Here is a 17857-nt window from a genome sequence, read left to right on the forward strand (position 1 = left end):
GGTCAAGGAGCCAACGCAAAAGGCGCCCAGCGTTTCCGCCGAGCGCCTTCCACTTATGCTGTGGAGCATAGGAGAATCGAACTCCTGACCTTCTGCTTGCAAAGCAGATGCTCTACCAATTGAGCTAATGCCCCATTGTTCCGTGGTGGGCCTAGCTGGAATCGAACCAGCGACCTCATCGTTATCAGCGATGCGCTCTAACCGACTGAGCTATAGGCCCTTGACCGGAACGAGTAGTTACTCTACATAGGACCGGCGATCTATTACAAATCGCCTGGTCATATGTAGTTTTTCTCGGTGATATTCGCTAGTTATACGGTTCGTCTTGCAGTCGAATCTTGAATCCGCCGAATACGTCCACGATGGCGTTATAGATTACCGCCATGATGGGCGCCAGGATGGTCATCAGCACAGCGATGATGGCACCAAACAGAGCGGCCGCAGAGACGACCAATCCGAAGGAGACCTCAAAGCCGCCGCCAACACCGCCGACGAGGCTATTGAAGGAATCCCAGATGCCCGCCTGGTCAAGGCCGACGTACAACAAGCACACGGCAATGAGCCAGGCAACGAGGCCGACGAGGGACATGGCCAAGCCAACGCGGAACGCCGACATGGGCGAAATCCGGGCTAGGTGAAGCTCTCGTCCAATCATGGGTTACTCCTCGTCCTTATCGGCATCCTTGCTGTCAGCTTCGTCCTGCTGGGAGTCTTCCCCAAGCTTGAGGTGCTCAGGCTTGACGTCCTCCACGGACTTCTCGCCCTTGGCTACTGCCTGGGCGTCTTCCTCACCATCATCCTCAACGTTGCGGTCAATGGCCAGCAGCTCGACGTCGTCAGCCAGGTTGACCAAACGCACGCCCATGGTGGCGCGGGAGCTCGGGCGAATCTGGTTTACCTCGGTGCGGACAACACCGCCGGCGGAGGTAATGGCGAAGATCTCGTCGTCCTCGTCCACGGAGATTGCCGCAATGAGCTTGCCGCGCTTCGGGGTGTACTTGAAGGTCATCACGCCCAGGCCGCCGCGGCCCTGCGGGGTGTACTCTTCGATGGCCGTGCGCTTGCCGTAGCCGCCGGAGGTGGCAACCAGGAGGAACTGACCGTCGTTAACCACAGACATGGACAGCAGCTGGTCATCGCCGCGGAAGCGCATACCCTTCACGCCGGCGGTAGCGCGGCCCATCGGGCGGAGCTGGTCGTCGTCGGCAGTAAAGCGAATGGCCTGGCCCTGCTCAGAGGTGAGCAGGATGTCATCGCCCTCGTTGACCAGCTGGGCACCGATCAGCGCATCGCCCTCGTTGAGGTTGATGGCGATGAGCCCAGCGGAACGTGCGGATTCGTAGTCGGTGAGGCGGGACTTCTTCACGCGGCCCTGCTGGGTAGCAAGCACCAGGTAAGGAGCGTCTTCATAGGACTGAATCTGGATGACCTGGGCGATCTTCTCCTCCGGCTGGAACTCCAGCAGGTTGGCCACGTGCTGGCCGCGGGCGGTGCGGCCGGCCTCCGGAAGCTCATAGGCCTTGAGGCGGTAGACGCGGCCGAAGTTGGTGAAGAACAGGATCCAGTCGTGCGTGGAGCAGACGAAGAAGTTCTTGACAATATCGTCCTGCTTGAGCTCCGCGCCGCGCACGCCCTTGCCGCCGCGCTTCTGTGCCTTGTAAGCATCCACCTTGGTGCGCTTAGCGTAGCCAGTAGCGGTGATGGTGACAACGACGTTCTCGCGGGCAATGAGGTCCTCATCGGACACGTCACCGGAAGCGGCGACGATCTGGGTACGGCGCTCATCGCCGTACTTTTCGACGATCTCCTCCAGCTCATCGTGGACGATCTGACGCTGGCGCTCCTCGCGGGCCAGGATGTCCTTGAGGTCCGCGATGATCTCCTCGATCTCCGCCAACTCATCAATGATCTTTTGACGTTCCAGGGCGGCCAGGCGGCGCAGACGCATCGCCAGGATGGCGTCTGCCTGGATCTCGTCGACGCCGAGAAGCTGCATCAGGCCGTCACGCGCCTCTTCCACCGTCGGGGAACGGCGGATGAGCGCGATGACCTCATCGAGCATGTCGAGTGCCTTAACCAAGCCGCGCAAGATGTGGGCGCGCTTCTCGGCCTCATCCAGGCGGAACTGGGTACGGCGGACGATGACCTCGATCTGGTGTGCAACGTAGTAGCCCAGCATCTGATCGAGACGCAGGGTGCGCGGCACGCCATCGACGATGGAGAGCATGTTGGCACCGAAGGAGGTCTGCAGCTGGGAGTGCTTGTACAGGTTATTGAGCACCACGCGGGCCACAGCATCACGCTTGAGGGTGACCACGATGCGCATGCCCACGCGGTCAGAGGACTCGTCCTCAATCTTGGCGATTCCTGCAATCTTGCCGTTGACCACAGACTCCGCGATGTTGGAGATCATGTTGTCCGGGTTGACCTGGTAAGGCAGCTCAGTGATAACGATGGTCTGGCGGTTGCCCACCTCCTCAATGGAGGTCACGCCGCGCATGCGGATGGAGCCGCGACCAGTGGTGTAGGCATCCTTGATGCCCTGCTCACTAACAATGAGGCCCGCAGTCGGGAAATCCGGGCCCTTAACACGCTCCATGCAGGCAGCCAAGGCTTCTTCCTCAGAAGCATTCGGGTTATCCAGCAGCCAGTAAATAGCCTCCGCCAACTCGTTGAGGTTGTGCGGCGGGATATTGGTGGCCATACCGACGGCGATACCGCCGGAGCCGTTCATCAACAGGTTCGGAACGCGGGAGGGCAGGATGGTCGGTTCCTGCGTCTTGCCGTCATAGTTCGGCGCGAAGTCGACGGTGTTTTCGCGGATATCACGCACCATCTCCATCGCCAGCGGCGTCATACGGCACTCGGTATAACGCATAGCTGCCGGGCCGTCATTACCGCGGGAGCCGAAGTTACCTTGGCCGTCGACCAGCGGGTAGCGCATGTTCCACGGCTGGGCTAGGCGCACGAGTGTGTCGTAGATAGCGGAGTCACCGTGCGGGTGGAACTGGCCCATCGTGTCCGAGACTGGGCGGGCGGACTTTACGTAGCCGCGATCCGGGCGGTAACCGGAGTCATACATGGCGTAGAGGATGCGGCGGTGAACCGGCTTGAGGCCGTCGCGCACCTCCGGCAGGGCGCGGCCGACGATGACGGACATGGCGTAGTCGATGTAGCTCGACTCCATCTCCTCATTGATGTCAATTGGTTGGATGCGATCGAAAAGATCACCGTTATTGTCGCTCATAACGCCCTATCCTACCTTCTAGGGCCGTATAAGGCCGTTTGTGGCACAGCTGTGGTATCACGATGATACCATGTCCTCTATGGCTATGACGCTGCGCCTGACCCCGGACCAAGACCATGCGCTGACCTTGTTGGCTTCCGCGCAAGGAACCTCCAAGCACGAGGCGGTGGTCCGCGCCGTTGTTGCGGCGGCTGCGCGAACCCTCACCGATGCCGCCGTACAGGATACCGCGCGCCGGCTGCTGCCTGGGCGTTCAGAATTAGAAGCGGAGATCCGCCAGGCCCGAGGCGCACGCCAGTGAACGTGGAACAACTGCTCCTCGTCGCCCGTGAGTTTTGCCGGGCCCATCGGGTACGGATTAGTAATTTCGCCGCACTAGCCGCCGCGGCCGCCGCGAGCACGGCCACCATTGAGGGAATTGCCGTTCATGGCAACCGCGATGCGGCGGCGGAATCACTGGAGACGGTCTTGCGTTCTGTCCCCGCGCTCAGCGGAAAGAATGAAGAATTCGCGCGATTTTGCGCCGAGGTCTATCTTTCTGTTGCAGAAGTTATGTAAGTTAAACATGATAAAGAAGTCTCTATTCCCTTGTAGGAAGGAATCCCCCTATGCCCTCGAAGTCTTTGAAGAAGTTCCTCGCCGCCGGTGTCGTGGCCACCACCCTCGCCACCGCCGCAACGCCAGCTGCGAGCGCTAAGACCGCCGACAATGACTGGCAGAAAAACCTCAACCCCGACTTCGAGCAGGGCGAAGCCGGCTCCTCCCTCACCGGCTCCACGCCGATCGACATGACGCTCATCATCGGCGGTAGCATCGCCGCCGCAGCGGCACTGCTCAAGCTAGTAGTGGATAACGTCCCGGCGCTGCGCGCCCAAGCAGATGAGTTTGCCGCCCAGATCGGGATGGCCGGGTCCTCCGGTTCTTCTGAAAACAACCGCCTCTACGAAGGTGGCCTCGACTTCGACCTCGAGCGCCTGGCCCGCACCAACGGCTTCCCGGAGATTGCTGACCAGCTCGCCGCACTCAAGGCAGGCTCCACCGCACCGGCACAGTAAGCTCGCCTGTATGACAAACCTCACCCAGCTTCTCCAATCCCCTACCCGCAACGCCGTAGTGGCGGACTTGGCCACGGCCGCCGATGACACCGTCTCTTCGCTCTCCGGCATTTCCGGAATGGCCTTCAAAGGCGCTTTAGGCGCTGCCAAGAAGGCAGATTCTAAGGTCTTGTCCAAGGGAATCAACCACATGCTTCCGGAACTACTCAATAGCCTGGATTCCTACTGGAAGGAATTCGAAGGCTCTGAGCAGTCCGACTTCGGCACCTACCTGGAAGGGCGCAGCGCTGAGATTACCGCCGCCATCATGGCAACCGCGGACAAGGCCGCGGAGAATGTGAACGCGCCTGGCATCGCCCGCACCTACAAGTCACTGCGCGGCAAGGCCTCCTCGATCCTGGAGCCCAACGTCGCGACCATCGGCCGCGTTCTGCAGCGCCATATGGGTACTGTTTAAACGCCTGCTTGGCGACGAAATAAGACCAGCACCTCATATGAGGTGCTGGTCTTTGCGGGTTTTGGGCTAGCGTTTAGACGTCGAGGAAGCGTACGTCCTTCGCGCGGCGGGTAATGAAGGAGCGGCGAGCAGACACGTCATCACCCATGAGGATGGAGAAGAGCTCGTCGGCGCGCTGGGCGTCCTCCAGATCCACACGGCGAAGCACGCGGGTGGTCGGATCCAGGGTGGTCTCCCACAACTCGGAGGCGTTCATCTCACCCAGACCCTTGTAGCGCTGAATGCCGTCATCCTTGTTGATCTTGCGTCCCTGCTCCAAGCCCTCAGCAAGCAGCTTGTCGCGCTCGGCGTCAGAGAAGGCATAGCCCGGCTGGCCCTTGCCCCACTTCAGCTTGTACAGCGGCGGGTTAGCCAGGAAGACGTGGCCATCCTCAACCAGCTGCGGCATGAAACGGAAGAGCAGGGTCAGCAGCAGCGTAGCGATGTGCTGGCCGTCCACGTCAGCATCGGCCATGAGCACGATCTTGTCATAGCGCAGCTTGGAAATGTCGAATTCTTCGTGGATGCCGGTGCCCAGGGCCGTGATGATGGCCTGAACCTCAGCGTTCTTGAGCACCTTGTCCATGCGGGCCTTTTCCACGTTGAGGATCTTGCCGCGCAGCGGCAGGATGGCCTGGAACATGGAATCGCGGCCGCCCTTGGCGGAACCACCTGCGGAGTCACCCTCCACGATGTAGAGCTCAGAAAGCTTCGAGTCCTTGGAACGGCAATCCGCCAACTTACCCGGAAGGCCACCGAGGTCACCGGCGGACTTACGGCGTACCAATTCGCGCGCCTTTCGCGCCGCCACGCGGGCGTGCGCAGAGGACACGGCCTTGTTGATGATGACCTTGGCCTCAGCCGGGTTGGCATCGAACCAATCGTTGAGGTGCTCGTTAACGGAACGCTGGACAAATCCTCGAATCTCCGAGTTACCCAGCTTCGTCTTGGTCTGGCCTTCGAACTGCGGATCCCCAACCTTGACGGAAATGACGGCGGCAAGGCCTTCGCGGCAATCTTCGCCGGAAAGGTTGCCATCCTTTTCCTTGAGGAGCTTGTGCTCCTTGGCATAGCGGTTCATCAGGGAGGTCAGCGCCGCGCGGAAGCCTTCCTCGTGCGTTCCGCCTTCGTGAGTATTAATGGTGTTGGCGAAGGTGTGGACGGACTGCTTGTAGCCCTGGTTCCACTGCAGCGCGATTTCCACCTCATGGTCCTCACCCTTAACGTCGAAGGCAACGATGGTGGGGTGGATGGCGGTCTTGTTCTTGTTGAGGTGCTCAACATAGTCCTGCAGACCGTTTGGGTAGTGGTAGGTGACTTCCTTCTTCTTTTTCTTGGACGCCTGGTCTTCGTCACCGTCGGCAGCCTCAGTGGACTCCCCCTTCTCATCCAGGCTGCTCAGGCTCACTGGGGCATCGCCAGCCTCGGCGATCTCCTCTAGTTCGGCCTGCTCCTTAGAGATGGCGCGCTCATCGCGCAGCACGATGGTCAGGCCCTTGTTCAGGAAGGCCATCTCCTGCAGGCGGCGAGCGATCGTGTCGTAATTAAACTCGACGGTCTCAAAGATCTCCGGGTCCGGCCAGAAGCGGATGGTGGTTCCGGTACCGCGAGCATTATCGCCTTCCACGAGTTCATCCGGGATGGCATTGTTGAAGTTCTGGTACCAGTGCTTGCCGTCGCGCTTGATATCTGCCTCGACGCGGGTGGACAAAGCATTGACCACGGAGATACCCACGCCGTGGAGGCCGCCGGAAACGGCATAGGATTCGGAGTCGAACTTACCGCCGGCATGCAGCTGGGTCATGACCACCTGGACGGTGGGAACGCCAGAGGCGTGCATCTCCACCGGGATACCACGGCCGTTATCGATAACTTCGATGCCGCCGTCTTCGCGGAGGGTGACGATGACCTTGTCGGCAAAGCCCGCCATCGCCTCATCGACGGAGTTGTCAACGATCTCCCAGATCAGGTGGTGCAGGCCACGGGCACCAGTGGAACCGATGTACATGCCGGGGCGCTTACGGACGGCTTCGAGGCCCTCCAGAATTGTGATTGACCCCGCATCATATGCGTGTTGTTCAGCCACGGATTCGTGTTCTCCTTTTGGCTAGAGCTAAATCTAAGACTCTAGCCATTCTACACTGTGTCCCCCCACGCAAGGGCACTGCACGCCCGTGAGAGCCCCAAATTTGCGTGAATTTCGCGGTCACCCAAAATCAGCCGTACGTATCTTGCGAACCTTGCGGCTTGACCCATTGGCGGCCCTCATAGTTGCGGTGCTGCTTGGGGCCCTGAATGTGCAGCTTAACCACCACGTCCGGGCCGAGGCGATCTCCAATCTTCTGCAAAATGGGGCGCTGCAGGTAGCGCAACTCGGTGGCCCAGCTGGAAGAATCACACGCCACGTAGACAACCTGCTCTTTGATGGTGAGCGGTTGCGTGTGCGCGGCGATGCGCTCGCCGACGAGGTTTTCCCAATTACCCATGACCCAACCATGAGCCAATTCGTGTTCCCAGCCGCGTTTGCCAATCTCTCGTTGAATCTGTGCGCCGAGGCTAGGGATCTCGAGGCTGCGGCGCCGGCGGCGGCCATCGGGTCCGCTGGGCCGGCCACGCCGATACGGCGTTGGCTGTTGCTCCGAAGGAGTCGGCGTCAGGTTCATCTTGGGAGCCGGCTTGTTTAGCTTCGGCGGATTCTTGGAATTACTTCGCGTGCGCTCGAAGAGCGCCTTGACCGGATCGAAGTCCTGCTCAGTCATCCTCGTCACCGCCCGCCGTATACGGAGTGATCTCGGAGATTCGGCCCTCGTCGGTGTCGCGCACTGTGACCGTAAAGCGTTCAATGGGCTGCAAATTTCCAGGCAAATCCTCATCCACCGCCGCAGTAATGAGCACCTGCTCCGCACCCGCGGCGAGGTGAACGAGCTTTTCGCGCCTTTTCGCATCGAGCTCGGCGAAGACATCATCAAGGATGAGAATCGGATCAGTGCCGTCTTGGCGCAGCAGGTTGAACTCCGCCAGCCGCAAGGAGATGGCATAGGACCAGGTCTCGCCGTGGCTGGCAAAGCCCTTGGCGGGGCTCGTGCCAAGGTTGAGCACCAGATCGTCGCGGTGCGGGCCAACGAGCGAGATGCCGCGTTCGATCTCTCGTTGACGCTTCGTGGCAAGCTCGGTGAGCATCATGGCCTCGATAACCTCGCGGTCTGAGATGTCCACGGTGGATTTGTAGTCAATGGCGGCCGGTCGCGACTCCGGGGCGAGCCCGGCATAAGCGGCGGGAATGTGCTCGCGGAGTTCGTCGACAAGCGCTAGGCGTGCCTGAATCACCTGCGCGCCGAGGGAAGACAGCTGCGTATCCCACACGTCGAGAGTGGCCAGCGCCGAGGCACCGTCACTGTCGCTGTAGCCCCGGCGCAAGCTTGGCGACGCCGACTTCAACAAGGCATTGCGCTGCTTCAGGACCTTGTCATAATCAGCTTTCACTCCCGCCAGGCGTGGCGTGCGGGAGGCAATGATGTCATCCAAATACTGGCGGCGTGCTGCAGGTTCGCCGCGCACGAGGGACAAATCCTCCGGGGAAAACAACACGGTTTTCACCACGCCAAGTAACTCGCGCGGGGACTTCAGGCGCGTGCGGTTGATCTGCGCCTGGTTGGCCGCGTGGGGTTTGATGAGCAAGTGCGCGGTGAGCTCTCTGCCCTGGTTCACCGCGGTGGCGGAGATGCGGGCATTGTGCGCGCCGTGGCGCACGAGGGGGGCATCGTGGGCCACACGGTGCGAAGAAAGATGCGCGGTATACCCGATGGCCTCGACGATATTGGTCTTTCCGAAACCGTTGCGGCCGACAAACAGGGTGATCCCCGGCTTGAGGTTGAGGGTGAGCTCGGGCCAGGAGCGGAAGTCCCTGACATCGAGATCGCGAATATACATATGGCCTAGCCTGGCAAGCGCACCGGCATCAAGAGGTAAGTGAAGTCAGTCTCCGGGGTAGGAAAAGAGCCGTCTTCGTTGGCCGCCGGCAGCTCTTCCGGCTCCGGAATCATGATTGCCGGGCGCGAAGGTTCGGTAAATCCAAAGACCACGCGGTCCGTGTGGACCACGGCCAAACCATCCTTAAGGTAGGACGGGTTGAAGGCGATGACGAAGTCCTCACGGCCGTTGAAAGCACAAGGCAAGGACTCGCTGGCGCGGCCGGAATCAGCACCGGCTGCCAAGGTCACCTCGCCCTCGCGGAATTCCATGCGGATCTGCGCATTGCGATCCGTCAACAACGAGACGCGGCGAATGGCTTCCTGGAGCGGAGCAACCTCAATGCTGGCCATAGCGCTGTGGGTCTTGGGCAGCAAGGGTGCAACGTTGGGGAAATCCGCGTCCAGCATGCGGGTGGTGGTCTCGCGGTTATCCGCATGCAGGCCGAACAGGCCTTCCGCAGCGATGTTCTCACCAGTGCCCACGGCGATTTCAACCGGGATGTTGAGGTGCGTGTCCAAGGAACGGCCGGTCTCCTGCAACGTCTTGGCCGGGACGAGGAGCTTGGCCTGGACGTCAGGAGATACCGGCTCCCACTCGAAGGTGCGCATGGCCAGGCGGAAGCGGTCCGTTGCCGTCATTTCCACGTGAGAACCATTGATGTCAATGTGCACGCCGGTGAGCATCGGCAGCGTGTCATCCTTGCCGGCCGCGGCAACGACCTGGCTGATGGCTTCGACGAAGAGCTGCGGGTTAATGGTGCCGGTGACCTCCGGCAGGACAGGGAGTTGGGGGTAATCATCCAGCGGGATGAGCGGCAGCTCGAAGCGCGAAGAACCACAGGTCAACAGAACCTTGTTATCCTCCTGCGTCATCTCGATTTCCTTGTTGGGCAAGGAAGCAACGATGTCAGAGAGCAACTTACCGGCCACTGCGATGCGTCCCGGCTCATCCACCATGCCGGCGATGCGCACGCGGGTGGAAACCTCGTAGTCGAAGCCGGTGAATTCCAAACCATTGTCATCCGCGGTGATCAGCATGGCGCGCAGTACTGGTTGGGTGACCTTCGAAGGAAGGCTGCGCGCGACCCACGCTACGGCGTTAGCGAGATCATCTTTGGCAACGCGAAATGACACGGACTGCTCCATGATGGTGAGACGCTCCTCTAGTTGCGGATGGAAGATTCTTGCAAGCTCACTCCAACTTACAGGATCGGTGCCGAAGCACAGGATTTTGTCATTCACCTTCCGTGCTTTGCGATTCAAGCGCGCGACCGTGCAGGGCGCCGACGAATCACACACATCCTTTTTCTTCTTGGTTAGGGAGAAAACAAAATAGAAGTAGTAATAAGCGCTGTGGGATCTGTGGACAACCCGCTAAAAGCCAAGCTCTTCACGGTGAAACGATCTGTGAGTCAGGGTGTGGGATCACTGTGATCAAATGACAAGAAATGTGAGTAACTGGGTCGGGGTCAAAGTTATCCACAATTCATCCCCAGATCTGTCTGCGCTGATCACAGAGTTAATCACAAGGGCGATGACCCTTCTGATCTGCTGTGGAAGAAGAAAACGTGATAAGGATCTACAAATTACAACAATGAAATTACACAGCTGTGAATAACGGTGTGGATAACTTTTGGGTGGATAGCAAAGACGCCCCTACCCACGCCCGCGGGGAGGAAATTGCGGGAGGTGGGCAGGGGCGTCGCCAAGCGCTGCGTGGTGCTAGCGCTGGTTGTGGTTCTTCACGCGTTGGGTTAGGGCCTGGATCTCGTCGTACGTGTTGCGGTTCTCAGTCATCTCCTTACGGATCTTGCGGTCCGCATAGATGACGGTGGTGTGGTCCTTGCCGCCGAATTGATCACCAATCTTCGGCAGGGAAAGCTCTGTGAGCTCGCGGCACAGATACATGGCCAGCTGGCGGGCGTGGGCGACGGCGCGCTTCTTACCAGAACCGCGCAGGGTATCCACGTCGATGTCGAAGTAATCCGCTGTGACCTCGATGATGGCCGCCGCGGTGATCTGGCGATCCGCAGAGTCCGGGGCTAGATCATGCAGGGCAATCTCCGCCATCTCCAAACTGATCGGTTCATTGACCAGGGAAGAATACGCAGAAACACGGATGAGCGCGCCCTCCAGCTCGCGGATCGAGGATTCGAAGCGAGAGGCGATGAGCTCGAGGACCGAGCGATCGACGTCGGTGCCGTCCGCGGAGGCCTTCTTCATGAGGATGGCGATGCGCGTTTCCAGGTCTGGCGGCTGAATATCCGTAATCAGTCCTCCCTCGAAGCGTGTGCGCAGGCGATCCTCCAGCGTGGTCAGCTGTTTCGGAGGGCGATCGGAGGACAAAATGATCTGTTTATTGGCCTGGTGCAGCGCATTGAAGGTGTGGAAGAACTCCTCCTGCGTGGACTCCTTGCCCTCTAGAAACTGGATGTCATCGACCATGAGGATGTCCAGGTTGCGGTAGCGGCGCTTGAAGGATTCCTGGCGGTCATCACGCAGGGAATTGATGTAGTCGTTGGTAAATTCCTCCGAGGAGACGTACTTCACGCGCAGGCCCGGATGCAGGACCTGGGCGTAATTACCGGCCGCGTGCAGCAGGTGGGTTTTGCCCAAGCCGGAGCCGCCCCAAATGAAGAGAGGGTTATAGGCGCGGGCGGGGTTTTCGGCCACGGCCACGGCGGCGCCGTTGGCAAAACGGTTGGAGGACCCGATGACGAAGTTTTCAAAAGTGTGCTTCGGGTTGAGGGACTTTTCGCGGTTCGGGTTGTGCGCCGGTTCCTCGCGCGGGATGCGCGGCCCGGTTGCCTCGGGGTAGCCGTTCGGAACGCCGCTCTGCTGATCGCTGTAGTGCTGTGCCAACTCATCCAAGCTAGCCGGAGAATGCGCGGTGTCCCAGGAGCGCGGTTGATGGTGGCTTGGCGTCTCTGGCTGGGCAGATGGAGTGGGCGGCATGGGCTGCTGGAAACCCTGTGCCTGGTGCCCCATGCCGTGCTCGGGCGCCTCGGTTTGGATGGGGCGCTGGGGTGCGGGCGCTTCTGGCGCTTCTTCGTGAGCCGGCTGCGGCGGCGCCGCAATGGTCACGGCCAAAGAACAAGGGCGCCCCATATGCTGCGACAAGGTGCGGGTGATGTACTCCCCCAGCTCGGCCTCGATGACATTCTTGGCGTTCTCGTGCGGGGCGGCGATCAGCGCGTAGCCATCACCGATCATGATGGGTTCTACAAGTTGAAGATTGAGGCGCTGGCTATGGGAGAAATTGGGTACGTCCGAACTTGGTTGTTCGGACTGAGCCAGTAAATCACTGACCACAGCTTTCCAGCTGGCCCGGAGGGCTGCTTGCGGATCAGACAAAACGCCTACCTTCTGTGTAGTCACAGTTCACGCGGTGTCATCGGCCGGGGCCGGCCACACCTACTCGGTTCCCTGAAGAAGAGGCTTTGGGAGCTGAGTATTTACTGCGTGACTGTGGGTTGGGGATCGGGGATGGACGGATGGATGAGGAGAGATACAGGATGAGAAATCACATGAAGTTGTAATTTCCACCGAAGATTCCACACGATGTTTTGGTGTGTAACCTCGGAATCCACAAAGTTATCCACAAGTGTGGATAGGTGGTTTATCCACAGCCTATCTCATAGCTGTGGATAACTGTACATCGGCTCCTCAATGCAGTTAACCTGCATAAACAGCAAAAGTCTCAAGTCTTCATTGAGAGTTATCCACACCCTGTGGGTGACTGTGGAATTCGATTCCTCAGTTGTACCGCGTTATGGGGGCGCTGTCTAACGCACTTTTATGCGCGCTCGGCACGGTGGCGCCAAGCGCGGCGCAAGAACGGCGAGAGGGGGCACTTGTCGCGCAGCATGTGGGCAAAAAGTGGCGTTCTAGCTGCGGATAAAAACATCTTTGTAATTTCGGGGACACCCAGTGTGTCGATTTGTTTCGCGCACTATCTGTCACGTAACCTGTGATGGTCTATCGCAACAGTGCATGGTGCACATGTTGCATGTGGGAATGCCTCGCCACGCCTCACGGCGCTTCACGTGCGAAGCCACATCCCCACGTACACCATTCATCAGTGGATGTTTATGCCCACCGCCCTCACCGGCGTGTGGCTGTGCCATCCACCAACAACTTCAAGGAGTTAATCGTGGCAAAGGGTAAGCGTACCTTCCAGCCGAACAACCGTCGTCGCGCTCGTAAGCACGGCTTCCGTACCCGCATGAGCACCCGCGCCGGCCGCGCCATCGTCGCCGCTCGTCGCAAGAAGGGTCGCGCTAAGCTCACCGCTTAATTCATGCTTCCAGCCCAGCACAAGCTCACGTCCCCGAGGCAATTTCGGAGGACCATCAAGGGCGGGCGCCGGGCGGGCACGCGCACTGTCGTCGTGCATTTGCGCTTTAACGACGGTGAAGACGACATCGCGGCCACTGGGCCGCGGTTCGGCCTCATCGTGTCGAAGGCCGTCGGGAATGCCGTGGTTCGCCACCGCACCTCCCGGCGGCTTCGTCATGTGTGCATGTCCCTCATGCGCGATGGCGTCAACGGGACAGTATTGCCCGCCAATGTTGACATTGTTATCCGCGCCTTGCCCGCTAGCGGTAGTGCCACCAGTGAGCGCCTTGAGCGTGATATCCGCAAAGCACTAAGCACATGGGATATCTGAACTCTCAAGGAGAGGAGATTCCTGAAGCCCGCGGGTTCGGGAGAGTCCTAGTTCACGGGGTGCGCTTCTACCAAAAGCACTTGTCAGGCCTTAAGATGGTCTCCACCTGTCGTTTTGAACCGACGTGCAGTGCCTATGCTCTCGAAGCCATCTCCATCCATGGAGCCTTCAAGGGGACGGGCATGGCCCTCGCCAGGTTATGCAAGTGCGGTCCCTGGCACCCGGGCGGGTTTGATCCGGTACCGACCAAACAACAACTGAGGTAAACAACTCTCGTGCTTAATTTCATTTATTGGCCAATTTCAGCCGTCCTGTGGTTCTGGCATTGGCTCTTGAGCTTCGTCCTTGATTCCGCATGGGGCGGAACCTGGATCATCGCCATCGTTCTTCTGACATGGACGCTCAAGGCCATCATGGTCAAGCCGACCATCACGCAGCTGCGCTCTTCACGCAAGATGCAGGAGATCCAGCCGCAAATTCAGGAACTGCGCACCAAGTACGCCAATGACCAGACCAAGGCTGCCCAAGAGATGCAGCGCATCTACAAGGAAGTCGGCGTTCGTCCGGTGGCGGGCTGTCTGCCGATGTTCGCGCAGATCCCCATGTTCATTGGTCTGTTCCACGTGCTGCGTTCCTTCGACCGCACCGTTGCCGTCGCCGGTGGCGTGGGCCACCCGGCGGGTGAAGCAATGTCGGAGGAGATGAACGCCTCCATTGCGAACTACATCTTCGAACCTGAGCTGGTGAAGCAGTTCGTAGACGCCAAGATCTTCGGTGTCCCGCTCGTGGCCAACCTGAGCCTCAACTCCGGTCTGGAGATTGTTAAGGAAACCACCACCGCACAGGCGGCCTTCATCATCGTGCCGCTCATCGCCATCATTGCGACGCTGACCCACTTCAACGCCCGCATGACGCTGAACCGTCAGGAGGCGCGCCGCGCGGCCGGCAAGACCGCTACCCCGCAGGGTCAGAACGCGGAGATGATGCAGCAGCAGATGGCCATGATGAACAAGATGATGCTGTGGTTTATGCCGGCAATGCTGGTGTTCTCCGGCTTCATCTGGCCCATCGGCTTGCTCTTCTACATGCTGGCCAACACCGTGTGGACCTTCTTCCAAACTCGCATCGTCTACGCCAAGATGGACCGCGAGGAAGAAGAAGAGGCAGCTGCCAAGGCTGAGCTCAAGCGCACTTCTGCCCCGAAGCCGGGCGCACGCAAGAAGGATCACCGCTCTAAGAAACAGCGCCGCAAGAACAACTAGAACGTAACCCAGGAGTTTTCACAGTGACTGAATCTGTGTCCGACACTGTGCCACTGGACCCGTCTGACGTCTTCGGATCGCGTCTGCCGCTCGCGCAGAAATACCACGATTCGCTGGCTACGGACGGGTCCACCCGTGGTTTTATAGGTCCCCGCGAGGTCCCGCGCCTGTGGGAGCGCCACCTCATTAACTGCGCCGTGGTCGCGGAGGTAATGCCGCAGGGCGCCACGCTTATCGACGTCGGCAGTGGCGCCGGCTTGCCCGGCATCCCGCTCGCCATCGCGCGCCCTGACCTGACAATCACCCTCATCGAGCCGCTGCTGAAGCGCTCCACTTACCTCAACGAGGTCGTCGACCTGCTGGGCCTCGATAACGTCACCGTCATCCGCGGCCGCGCCGAGGAAGGCCCGGTGAAGAAGGCCGTTAAGGGTGCCGACATCGTGACCTCCCGCGCGGTGGCCCCGTTGGGCAAGCTGGCCAAGTGGTCCCTGCCGCTGGTTCGCAAGGGCGGAGAGATGATCGCTCTCAAGGGTTCCTCGGTGCACGAGGAGCTGGAGCGCGACGCAGCCGACATCAAGCGCGCCGGTGGCGGAAAAGCCGAGGTCATGACCATCCACGGCACCACCATTATCCGTGTCCCGCGCGTGAACTAAAGTAGACGGCATGACTCATCCTCGTCTTATCACCATCGCGAACCAGAAGGGTGGCGTGGGTAAAACCACCTCCGCCGTCAACCTTGCCGCCGCGCTCGCTGAGGCCGGCAAGAAGGTCCTGGTGATCGACTTGGACCCGCAGGGCAATGCCTCCACCGCGGTGGGCGCGGAGCACACCTCCGGCACCAAATCCAGCTATGAGGTTTTGTTGGGTGACTGCAGCGCGGAGGATGCGATGCAGCACTCCCCCGACGATGAAAACCTCTACTGCATCCCCGCCACCATCGACCTCGCCGGCGCGGAGATTGAAATGGTCTCCCTGGTTCGCCGCGAGTTTCGCCTGTATGACGCCCTGCACAACGGCTTCCTCGAAGAGCATGGCTTTGAGTACGTTTTTATTGACTGCCCACCATCTCTAGGCTTGCTCACCATCAATGCGATGACGTGCGCAGAAGAGGTCATTATTCCCATCCAGTGTGAGTACTACGCCCTGGAGGGCGTGGGCCAGCTGCTGGGAAATATCTCCATGATCCGTGAGCACCTCAACGAGGATCTGCACATCTCCGGCGTGCTGCTCACCATGTTCGACGCCCGCACCAAGCTGGCAGAGCAGGTGGCCAATGAAGTGCGCGAGCAGTTCGGCGCCGTCGTCTTAGGCAACGTCATCCCGCGCTCCGTTCGCGTTTCGGAGGCGCCGGGTTATGGTAAGACGGTTATCGCTTATGACCCGTCGTCGACAGGCGCCCGCGCCTACGCCGCCGCCGCACGCGAGTTGGATAAGCGCGGGGACTACACGCCGCACCCCACCACGGGTGCCATTGGCGTGAGCCCAGAGATTTTCGCGGAATTGGAAGGATAGGACACCGTGGCAGATAAGAAGGCAGACCACAAGCCGGAGCAGCGCCAGGGCGGTTTGGGCAAGGGCTTGGCCGCGCTCATCCCGTCCGGCCCGGGTGCGCCCTCCCGCAAGCCACGCTTGGGAGATTCCGCCGCAGATATCATTCTCGGTGCGTCCACCGGCGCTCCTAAGGATGCCGGCACGAAAAGGGTGCAGGGTGCGCCCACTATCCAGCAATCCTCGGGTTCGAAGAAGCGTCAGGCCAAGCCTTCGGTGATTGGTGCGACTTACCGTGAGATTTCCGTCGGTGACATCATGCCCAACCCGAAGCAGCCGCGTACTGTCTTCGACGAGGATGACCTGGCCGAGCTGGTCCACTCCATCAAGGAATTCGGTCTGTTGCAGCCGGTCGTGGTCCGGCCTTCCGAGGAGGGCGGCTTCGAGCTCATCATGGGTGAGCGCCGCTGGCGCGCCTCTTCCAAGGCGGGCCTGGCCACCATCCCGGCTATCGTCCGCGATACCAAGGATGATGACCTCCTGCGGGACGCTCTGCTGGAGAATATCCACCGCGTGCAGCTCAACCCGTTGGAAGAAGCACACGCCTATCAGCAGCTTCTTGAAGAATTTGGGGTTACCCAAAATGAGTTGGCTGACCGCATTGGTCGCTCGCGCCCGCAGGTGACCAACATGATCCGCCTGCTCAAGCTGCCGGTGGACGTGCAGAAGCGCGTTGCCGCGGGTACGTTATCGGGCGGTCACGCCCGCGCGTTGCTGGGTTTGCCGGATGCAGAGGCCATGGAGCTCATTGCCAATCGCGTCGTGGCCGAGGGCCTTTCTGTGCGAGCCACCGAGGAAGCCGTCACCCTGTACAAGCGCGATGGCAAGCCAGCCGAGCCAACCAAGAAGCCCGCTGCCCCGCAGCCGCAGTTCTTTACGGACTCCGCCGAGCGCTTGGCTGATCGCTTCGACACCAAGGTCACCGTCACCATGGGCAAGCGCAAGGGCAAGATGGTCGTCGAATTCGGTGACCAGGAGGATTTCGAGCGCATCCTAGCGCTCATTGAGGGCAAAGAAGGCAGCTAGCTCGCCATGCTCGTTCAGGCCGTCAAGGAAGGTGTTGCTATCAACCCCTTGGCGGCCCGATCTATTTTTTGGGAGCTGAAAACCACGGTCGCTGACCCTGCATTTGAAAAGGAGGCATGGATCAGCGCCACCCTGCTGCGCTGCGGCGAGTGCGGTTTTACCGTGGGCGATGAGGCCACGCTCCTCTTCTGTCCGCCTGAGCTTGCCCCCGGTGTGGCCAAGCTGCCCACTTCCCCCGTCTCGGAGGATGCGGTCCTGGTGACTTCGCTATTTGTAAAGCCGCACCGCGCGGCGAAGGGCTTGGAAGCAGTGCTTCTCGACGCCACCATCATGCACCTCACCTCACGCGAGGCTAGCGCCGTTGAGGCCTTTGGCTTTCGTGATGCCCGCCAGGCCGAAGAGCTCCTCCGCGAGAAACCCGCTCGCATAGGCCTATTACCTGTGGAGACGCTGGAGTCCGCCGGTTTCATGGTGGTGCGCGATCACCCTATTACCCCGCGCCTGCGCCTCGAGCTTCCACCGGCTTTCGACCTGCTGACCGCAGCCGCGGTGGAGGACCTCCTCGCCCGCGCTTTGGCCTAAG

General features: G+C 60.2%; 19 protein-coding genes and 2 tRNA genes. 12 read left to right on the top strand and 9 right to left on the bottom strand.

Going from position 1 to position 17857, the window contains the following annotated elements:
• Positions 1–61 precede the first annotated feature (61 nt).
• The 4 genes from HMPREF2760_RS01270 to gyrA form a co-directional block, all read right to left on the bottom strand.
• Positions 62–134, bottom strand: a tRNA-Ala gene (locus HMPREF2760_RS01270).
• Positions 135–143: 9 nt separating this feature from the next.
• Positions 144–220, bottom strand: a tRNA-Ile gene (locus tag HMPREF2760_RS01275).
• An 87-nt stretch (positions 221–307) separates the two neighbouring features.
• Positions 308–655: a DUF3566 domain-containing protein gene (locus HMPREF2760_RS01280; RefSeq protein WP_070563718.1), complete on the bottom strand. Its 348-nt coding sequence runs from the start codon at positions 653–655 to the stop codon at positions 308–310.
• Positions 656–658: 3 nt separating this feature from the next.
• Positions 659–3247, bottom strand: a complete 2589-nt coding sequence (gene gyrA, locus HMPREF2760_RS01285) for a DNA gyrase subunit A (protein WP_070596416.1) — start codon at positions 3245–3247, stop codon at positions 659–661.
• Between the two features lie 79 nt (positions 3248–3326).
• On the opposite strand from gyrA, the gene HMPREF2760_RS01290 reads away from it, so the two are divergent.
• From HMPREF2760_RS01290 to HMPREF2760_RS01305, 4 genes are read left to right on the top strand one after another with little or no spacing between them, the layout of a single operon-like run.
• Positions 3327–3548 (top strand): CopG family transcriptional regulator, encoded by a 222-nt coding sequence (locus HMPREF2760_RS01290; protein WP_070533755.1) that lies wholly within the window; start codon positions 3327–3329, stop codon positions 3546–3548.
• On the top strand, positions 3545–3805 hold the full coding sequence (locus HMPREF2760_RS01295; RefSeq protein ID WP_070521964.1) for a cell filamentation protein Fic: 261 nt from the start codon (positions 3545–3547) through the stop codon (positions 3803–3805). The genes HMPREF2760_RS01290 and HMPREF2760_RS01295 overlap by 4 nt, the downstream gene beginning before the upstream one ends.
• Positions 3806–3855: 50 nt before the next feature.
• Positions 3856–4302, top strand: coding sequence for a hypothetical protein (locus tag HMPREF2760_RS01300; RefSeq protein ID WP_070596418.1), 447 nt, complete (start codon positions 3856–3858; stop codon positions 4300–4302).
• A 10-nt stretch (positions 4303–4312) separates the two neighbouring features.
• Positions 4313–4759 (top strand): DUF6918 family protein, encoded by a 447-nt coding sequence (locus tag HMPREF2760_RS01305; RefSeq protein WP_070521957.1) that lies wholly within the window; start codon positions 4313–4315, stop codon positions 4757–4759.
• Between the two features lie 73 nt (positions 4760–4832).
• On the opposite strand, the gene gyrB is transcribed toward HMPREF2760_RS01305, so the two are convergent.
• The 5 genes from gyrB to dnaA form a co-directional block, all read right to left on the bottom strand.
• Entirely contained in the window at positions 4833–6884 is a 2052-nt protein-coding gene (gene gyrB / locus HMPREF2760_RS01310) for a DNA topoisomerase (ATP-hydrolyzing) subunit B (protein ID WP_070521954.1), read from the bottom strand.
• A gap of 130 nt (positions 6885–7014) precedes the next feature.
• A complete protein-coding gene (locus tag HMPREF2760_RS01315) occupies positions 7015–7557 on the bottom strand; it encodes a DciA family protein (protein WP_070596419.1) in 543 nt (180 codons plus the stop codon).
• Positions 7550–8728, bottom strand: a complete 1179-nt coding sequence (gene recF / locus HMPREF2760_RS01320) for a DNA replication/repair protein RecF (protein ID WP_070521948.1) — start codon at positions 8726–8728, stop codon at positions 7550–7552. The genes HMPREF2760_RS01315 and recF overlap by 8 nt, the downstream gene beginning before the upstream one ends.
• Positions 8729–8733: 5 nt before the next feature.
• Positions 8734–9915: a DNA polymerase III subunit beta gene (gene dnaN / locus HMPREF2760_RS01325; RefSeq protein ID WP_070521945.1), complete on the bottom strand. Its 1182-nt coding sequence runs from the start codon at positions 9913–9915 to the stop codon at positions 8734–8736.
• A 576-nt stretch (positions 9916–10491) separates the two neighbouring features.
• On the bottom strand, positions 10492–12123 hold the full coding sequence (gene dnaA / locus HMPREF2760_RS01330) for a chromosomal replication initiator protein DnaA (RefSeq protein ID WP_070521942.1): 1632 nt from the start codon (positions 12121–12123) through the stop codon (positions 10492–10494).
• A gap of 799 nt (positions 12124–12922) precedes the next feature.
• Between dnaA and rpmH the strand changes: the two genes are divergently transcribed.
• The 8 genes from rpmH to HMPREF2760_RS01370 are packed head-to-tail and all read left to right on the top strand — an operon-like array spanning position 12923 to position 17856.
• On the top strand, positions 12923–13066 hold the full coding sequence (rpmH, locus tag HMPREF2760_RS01335) for a 50S ribosomal protein L34 (RefSeq protein ID WP_003847033.1): 144 nt from the start codon (positions 12923–12925) through the stop codon (positions 13064–13066).
• Between the two features lie 3 nt (positions 13067–13069).
• Complete coding sequence (gene rnpA / locus HMPREF2760_RS01340; RefSeq protein WP_070521939.1) at positions 13070–13438, top strand: ribonuclease P protein component; 369 nt, start codon at positions 13070–13072, stop codon at positions 13436–13438.
• Positions 13426–13704, top strand: a complete 279-nt coding sequence (yidD, locus tag HMPREF2760_RS01345) for a membrane protein insertion efficiency factor YidD (RefSeq protein WP_070444526.1) — start codon at positions 13426–13428, stop codon at positions 13702–13704. The genes rnpA and yidD overlap by 13 nt, the downstream gene beginning before the upstream one ends.
• A 9-nt stretch (positions 13705–13713) precedes the next feature.
• The gene (yidC, locus tag HMPREF2760_RS01350) at positions 13714–14700 is read left to right on the top strand and encodes a membrane protein insertase YidC (protein ID WP_070596422.1); all 987 of its coding nucleotides are present in this window, start codon (positions 13714–13716) and stop codon (positions 14698–14700) included.
• Between the two features lie 23 nt (positions 14701–14723).
• A complete protein-coding gene (gene rsmG / locus HMPREF2760_RS01355) occupies positions 14724–15353 on the top strand; it encodes a 16S rRNA (guanine(527)-N(7))-methyltransferase RsmG (RefSeq protein WP_070521930.1) in 630 nt (209 codons plus the stop codon).
• 10 nt (positions 15354–15363) lie between these two features.
• Positions 15364–16212, top strand: a complete 849-nt coding sequence (locus tag HMPREF2760_RS01360) for a ParA family protein (RefSeq protein WP_070521927.1) — start codon at positions 15364–15366, stop codon at positions 16210–16212.
• Between the two features lie 6 nt (positions 16213–16218).
• Positions 16219–17274 carry a ParB/RepB/Spo0J family partition protein gene (locus HMPREF2760_RS01365; RefSeq protein WP_070521924.1) on the top strand — a complete coding sequence of 352 codons (1056 nt, stop codon included), beginning with the start codon at positions 16219–16221 and terminating at the stop codon, positions 17272–17274.
• 6 nt (positions 17275–17280) lie between these two features.
• Positions 17281–17856 (top strand): hypothetical protein, encoded by a 576-nt coding sequence (locus HMPREF2760_RS01370; protein WP_070521920.1) that lies wholly within the window; start codon positions 17281–17283, stop codon positions 17854–17856.
• Position 17857: the final 1 nt, after the last annotated feature.

It is taken from the genome of Corynebacterium sp. HMSC065D07, from assembly GCF_001810695.1.
Classification (GTDB): Bacteria; Actinomycetota; Actinomycetes; order Mycobacteriales; family Mycobacteriaceae; genus Corynebacterium; species Corynebacterium hesseae.

Bases quoted from the DNA above. Each gene is read 5' to 3' on its own strand.
- HMPREF2760_RS01290 (WP_070533755.1), top strand. From the start codon at position 3,327: ATGGCTATGACGCTGCGCCTGACCCCGGACCAAGACCATGCGCTGACC.
- HMPREF2760_RS01300 (WP_070596418.1), top strand. From the start codon at position 3,856: ATGCCCTCGAAGTCTTTGAAGAAGTTCCTCGCCGCCGGTGTCGTGGCC.
- HMPREF2760_RS01360 (WP_070521927.1), top strand. From the start codon at position 15,364: ATGACTCATCCTCGTCTTATCACCATCGCGAACCAGAAGGGTGGCGTG.
- HMPREF2760_RS01305 (WP_070521957.1), top strand. From the start codon at position 4,313: ATGACAAACCTCACCCAGCTTCTCCAATCCCCTACCCGCAACGCCGTA.
- gyrA (WP_070596416.1), bottom strand. From the start codon at position 3,247: ATGAGCGACAATAACGGTGATCTTTTCGATCGCATCCAACCAATTGAC.
- dnaN (WP_070521945.1), bottom strand. From the start codon at position 9,915: ATGGAGCAGTCCGTGTCATTTCGCGTTGCCAAAGATGATCTCGCTAAC.
- HMPREF2760_RS01370 (WP_070521920.1), top strand. From the start codon at position 17,281: ATGCTCGTTCAGGCCGTCAAGGAAGGTGTTGCTATCAACCCCTTGGCG.
- HMPREF2760_RS01315 (WP_070596419.1), bottom strand. From the start codon at position 7,557: ATGACTGAGCAGGACTTCGATCCGGTCAAGGCGCTCTTCGAGCGCACG.
- rnpA (WP_070521939.1), top strand. From the start codon at position 13,070: ATGCTTCCAGCCCAGCACAAGCTCACGTCCCCGAGGCAATTTCGGAGG.
- HMPREF2760_RS01280 (WP_070563718.1), bottom strand. From the start codon at position 655: ATGATTGGACGAGAGCTTCACCTAGCCCGGATTTCGCCCATGTCGGCG.
- yidD (WP_070444526.1), top strand. From the start codon at position 13,426: ATGGGATATCTGAACTCTCAAGGAGAGGAGATTCCTGAAGCCCGCGGG.
- recF (WP_070521948.1), bottom strand. From the start codon at position 8,728: ATGTATATTCGCGATCTCGATGTCAGGGACTTCCGCTCCTGGCCCGAG.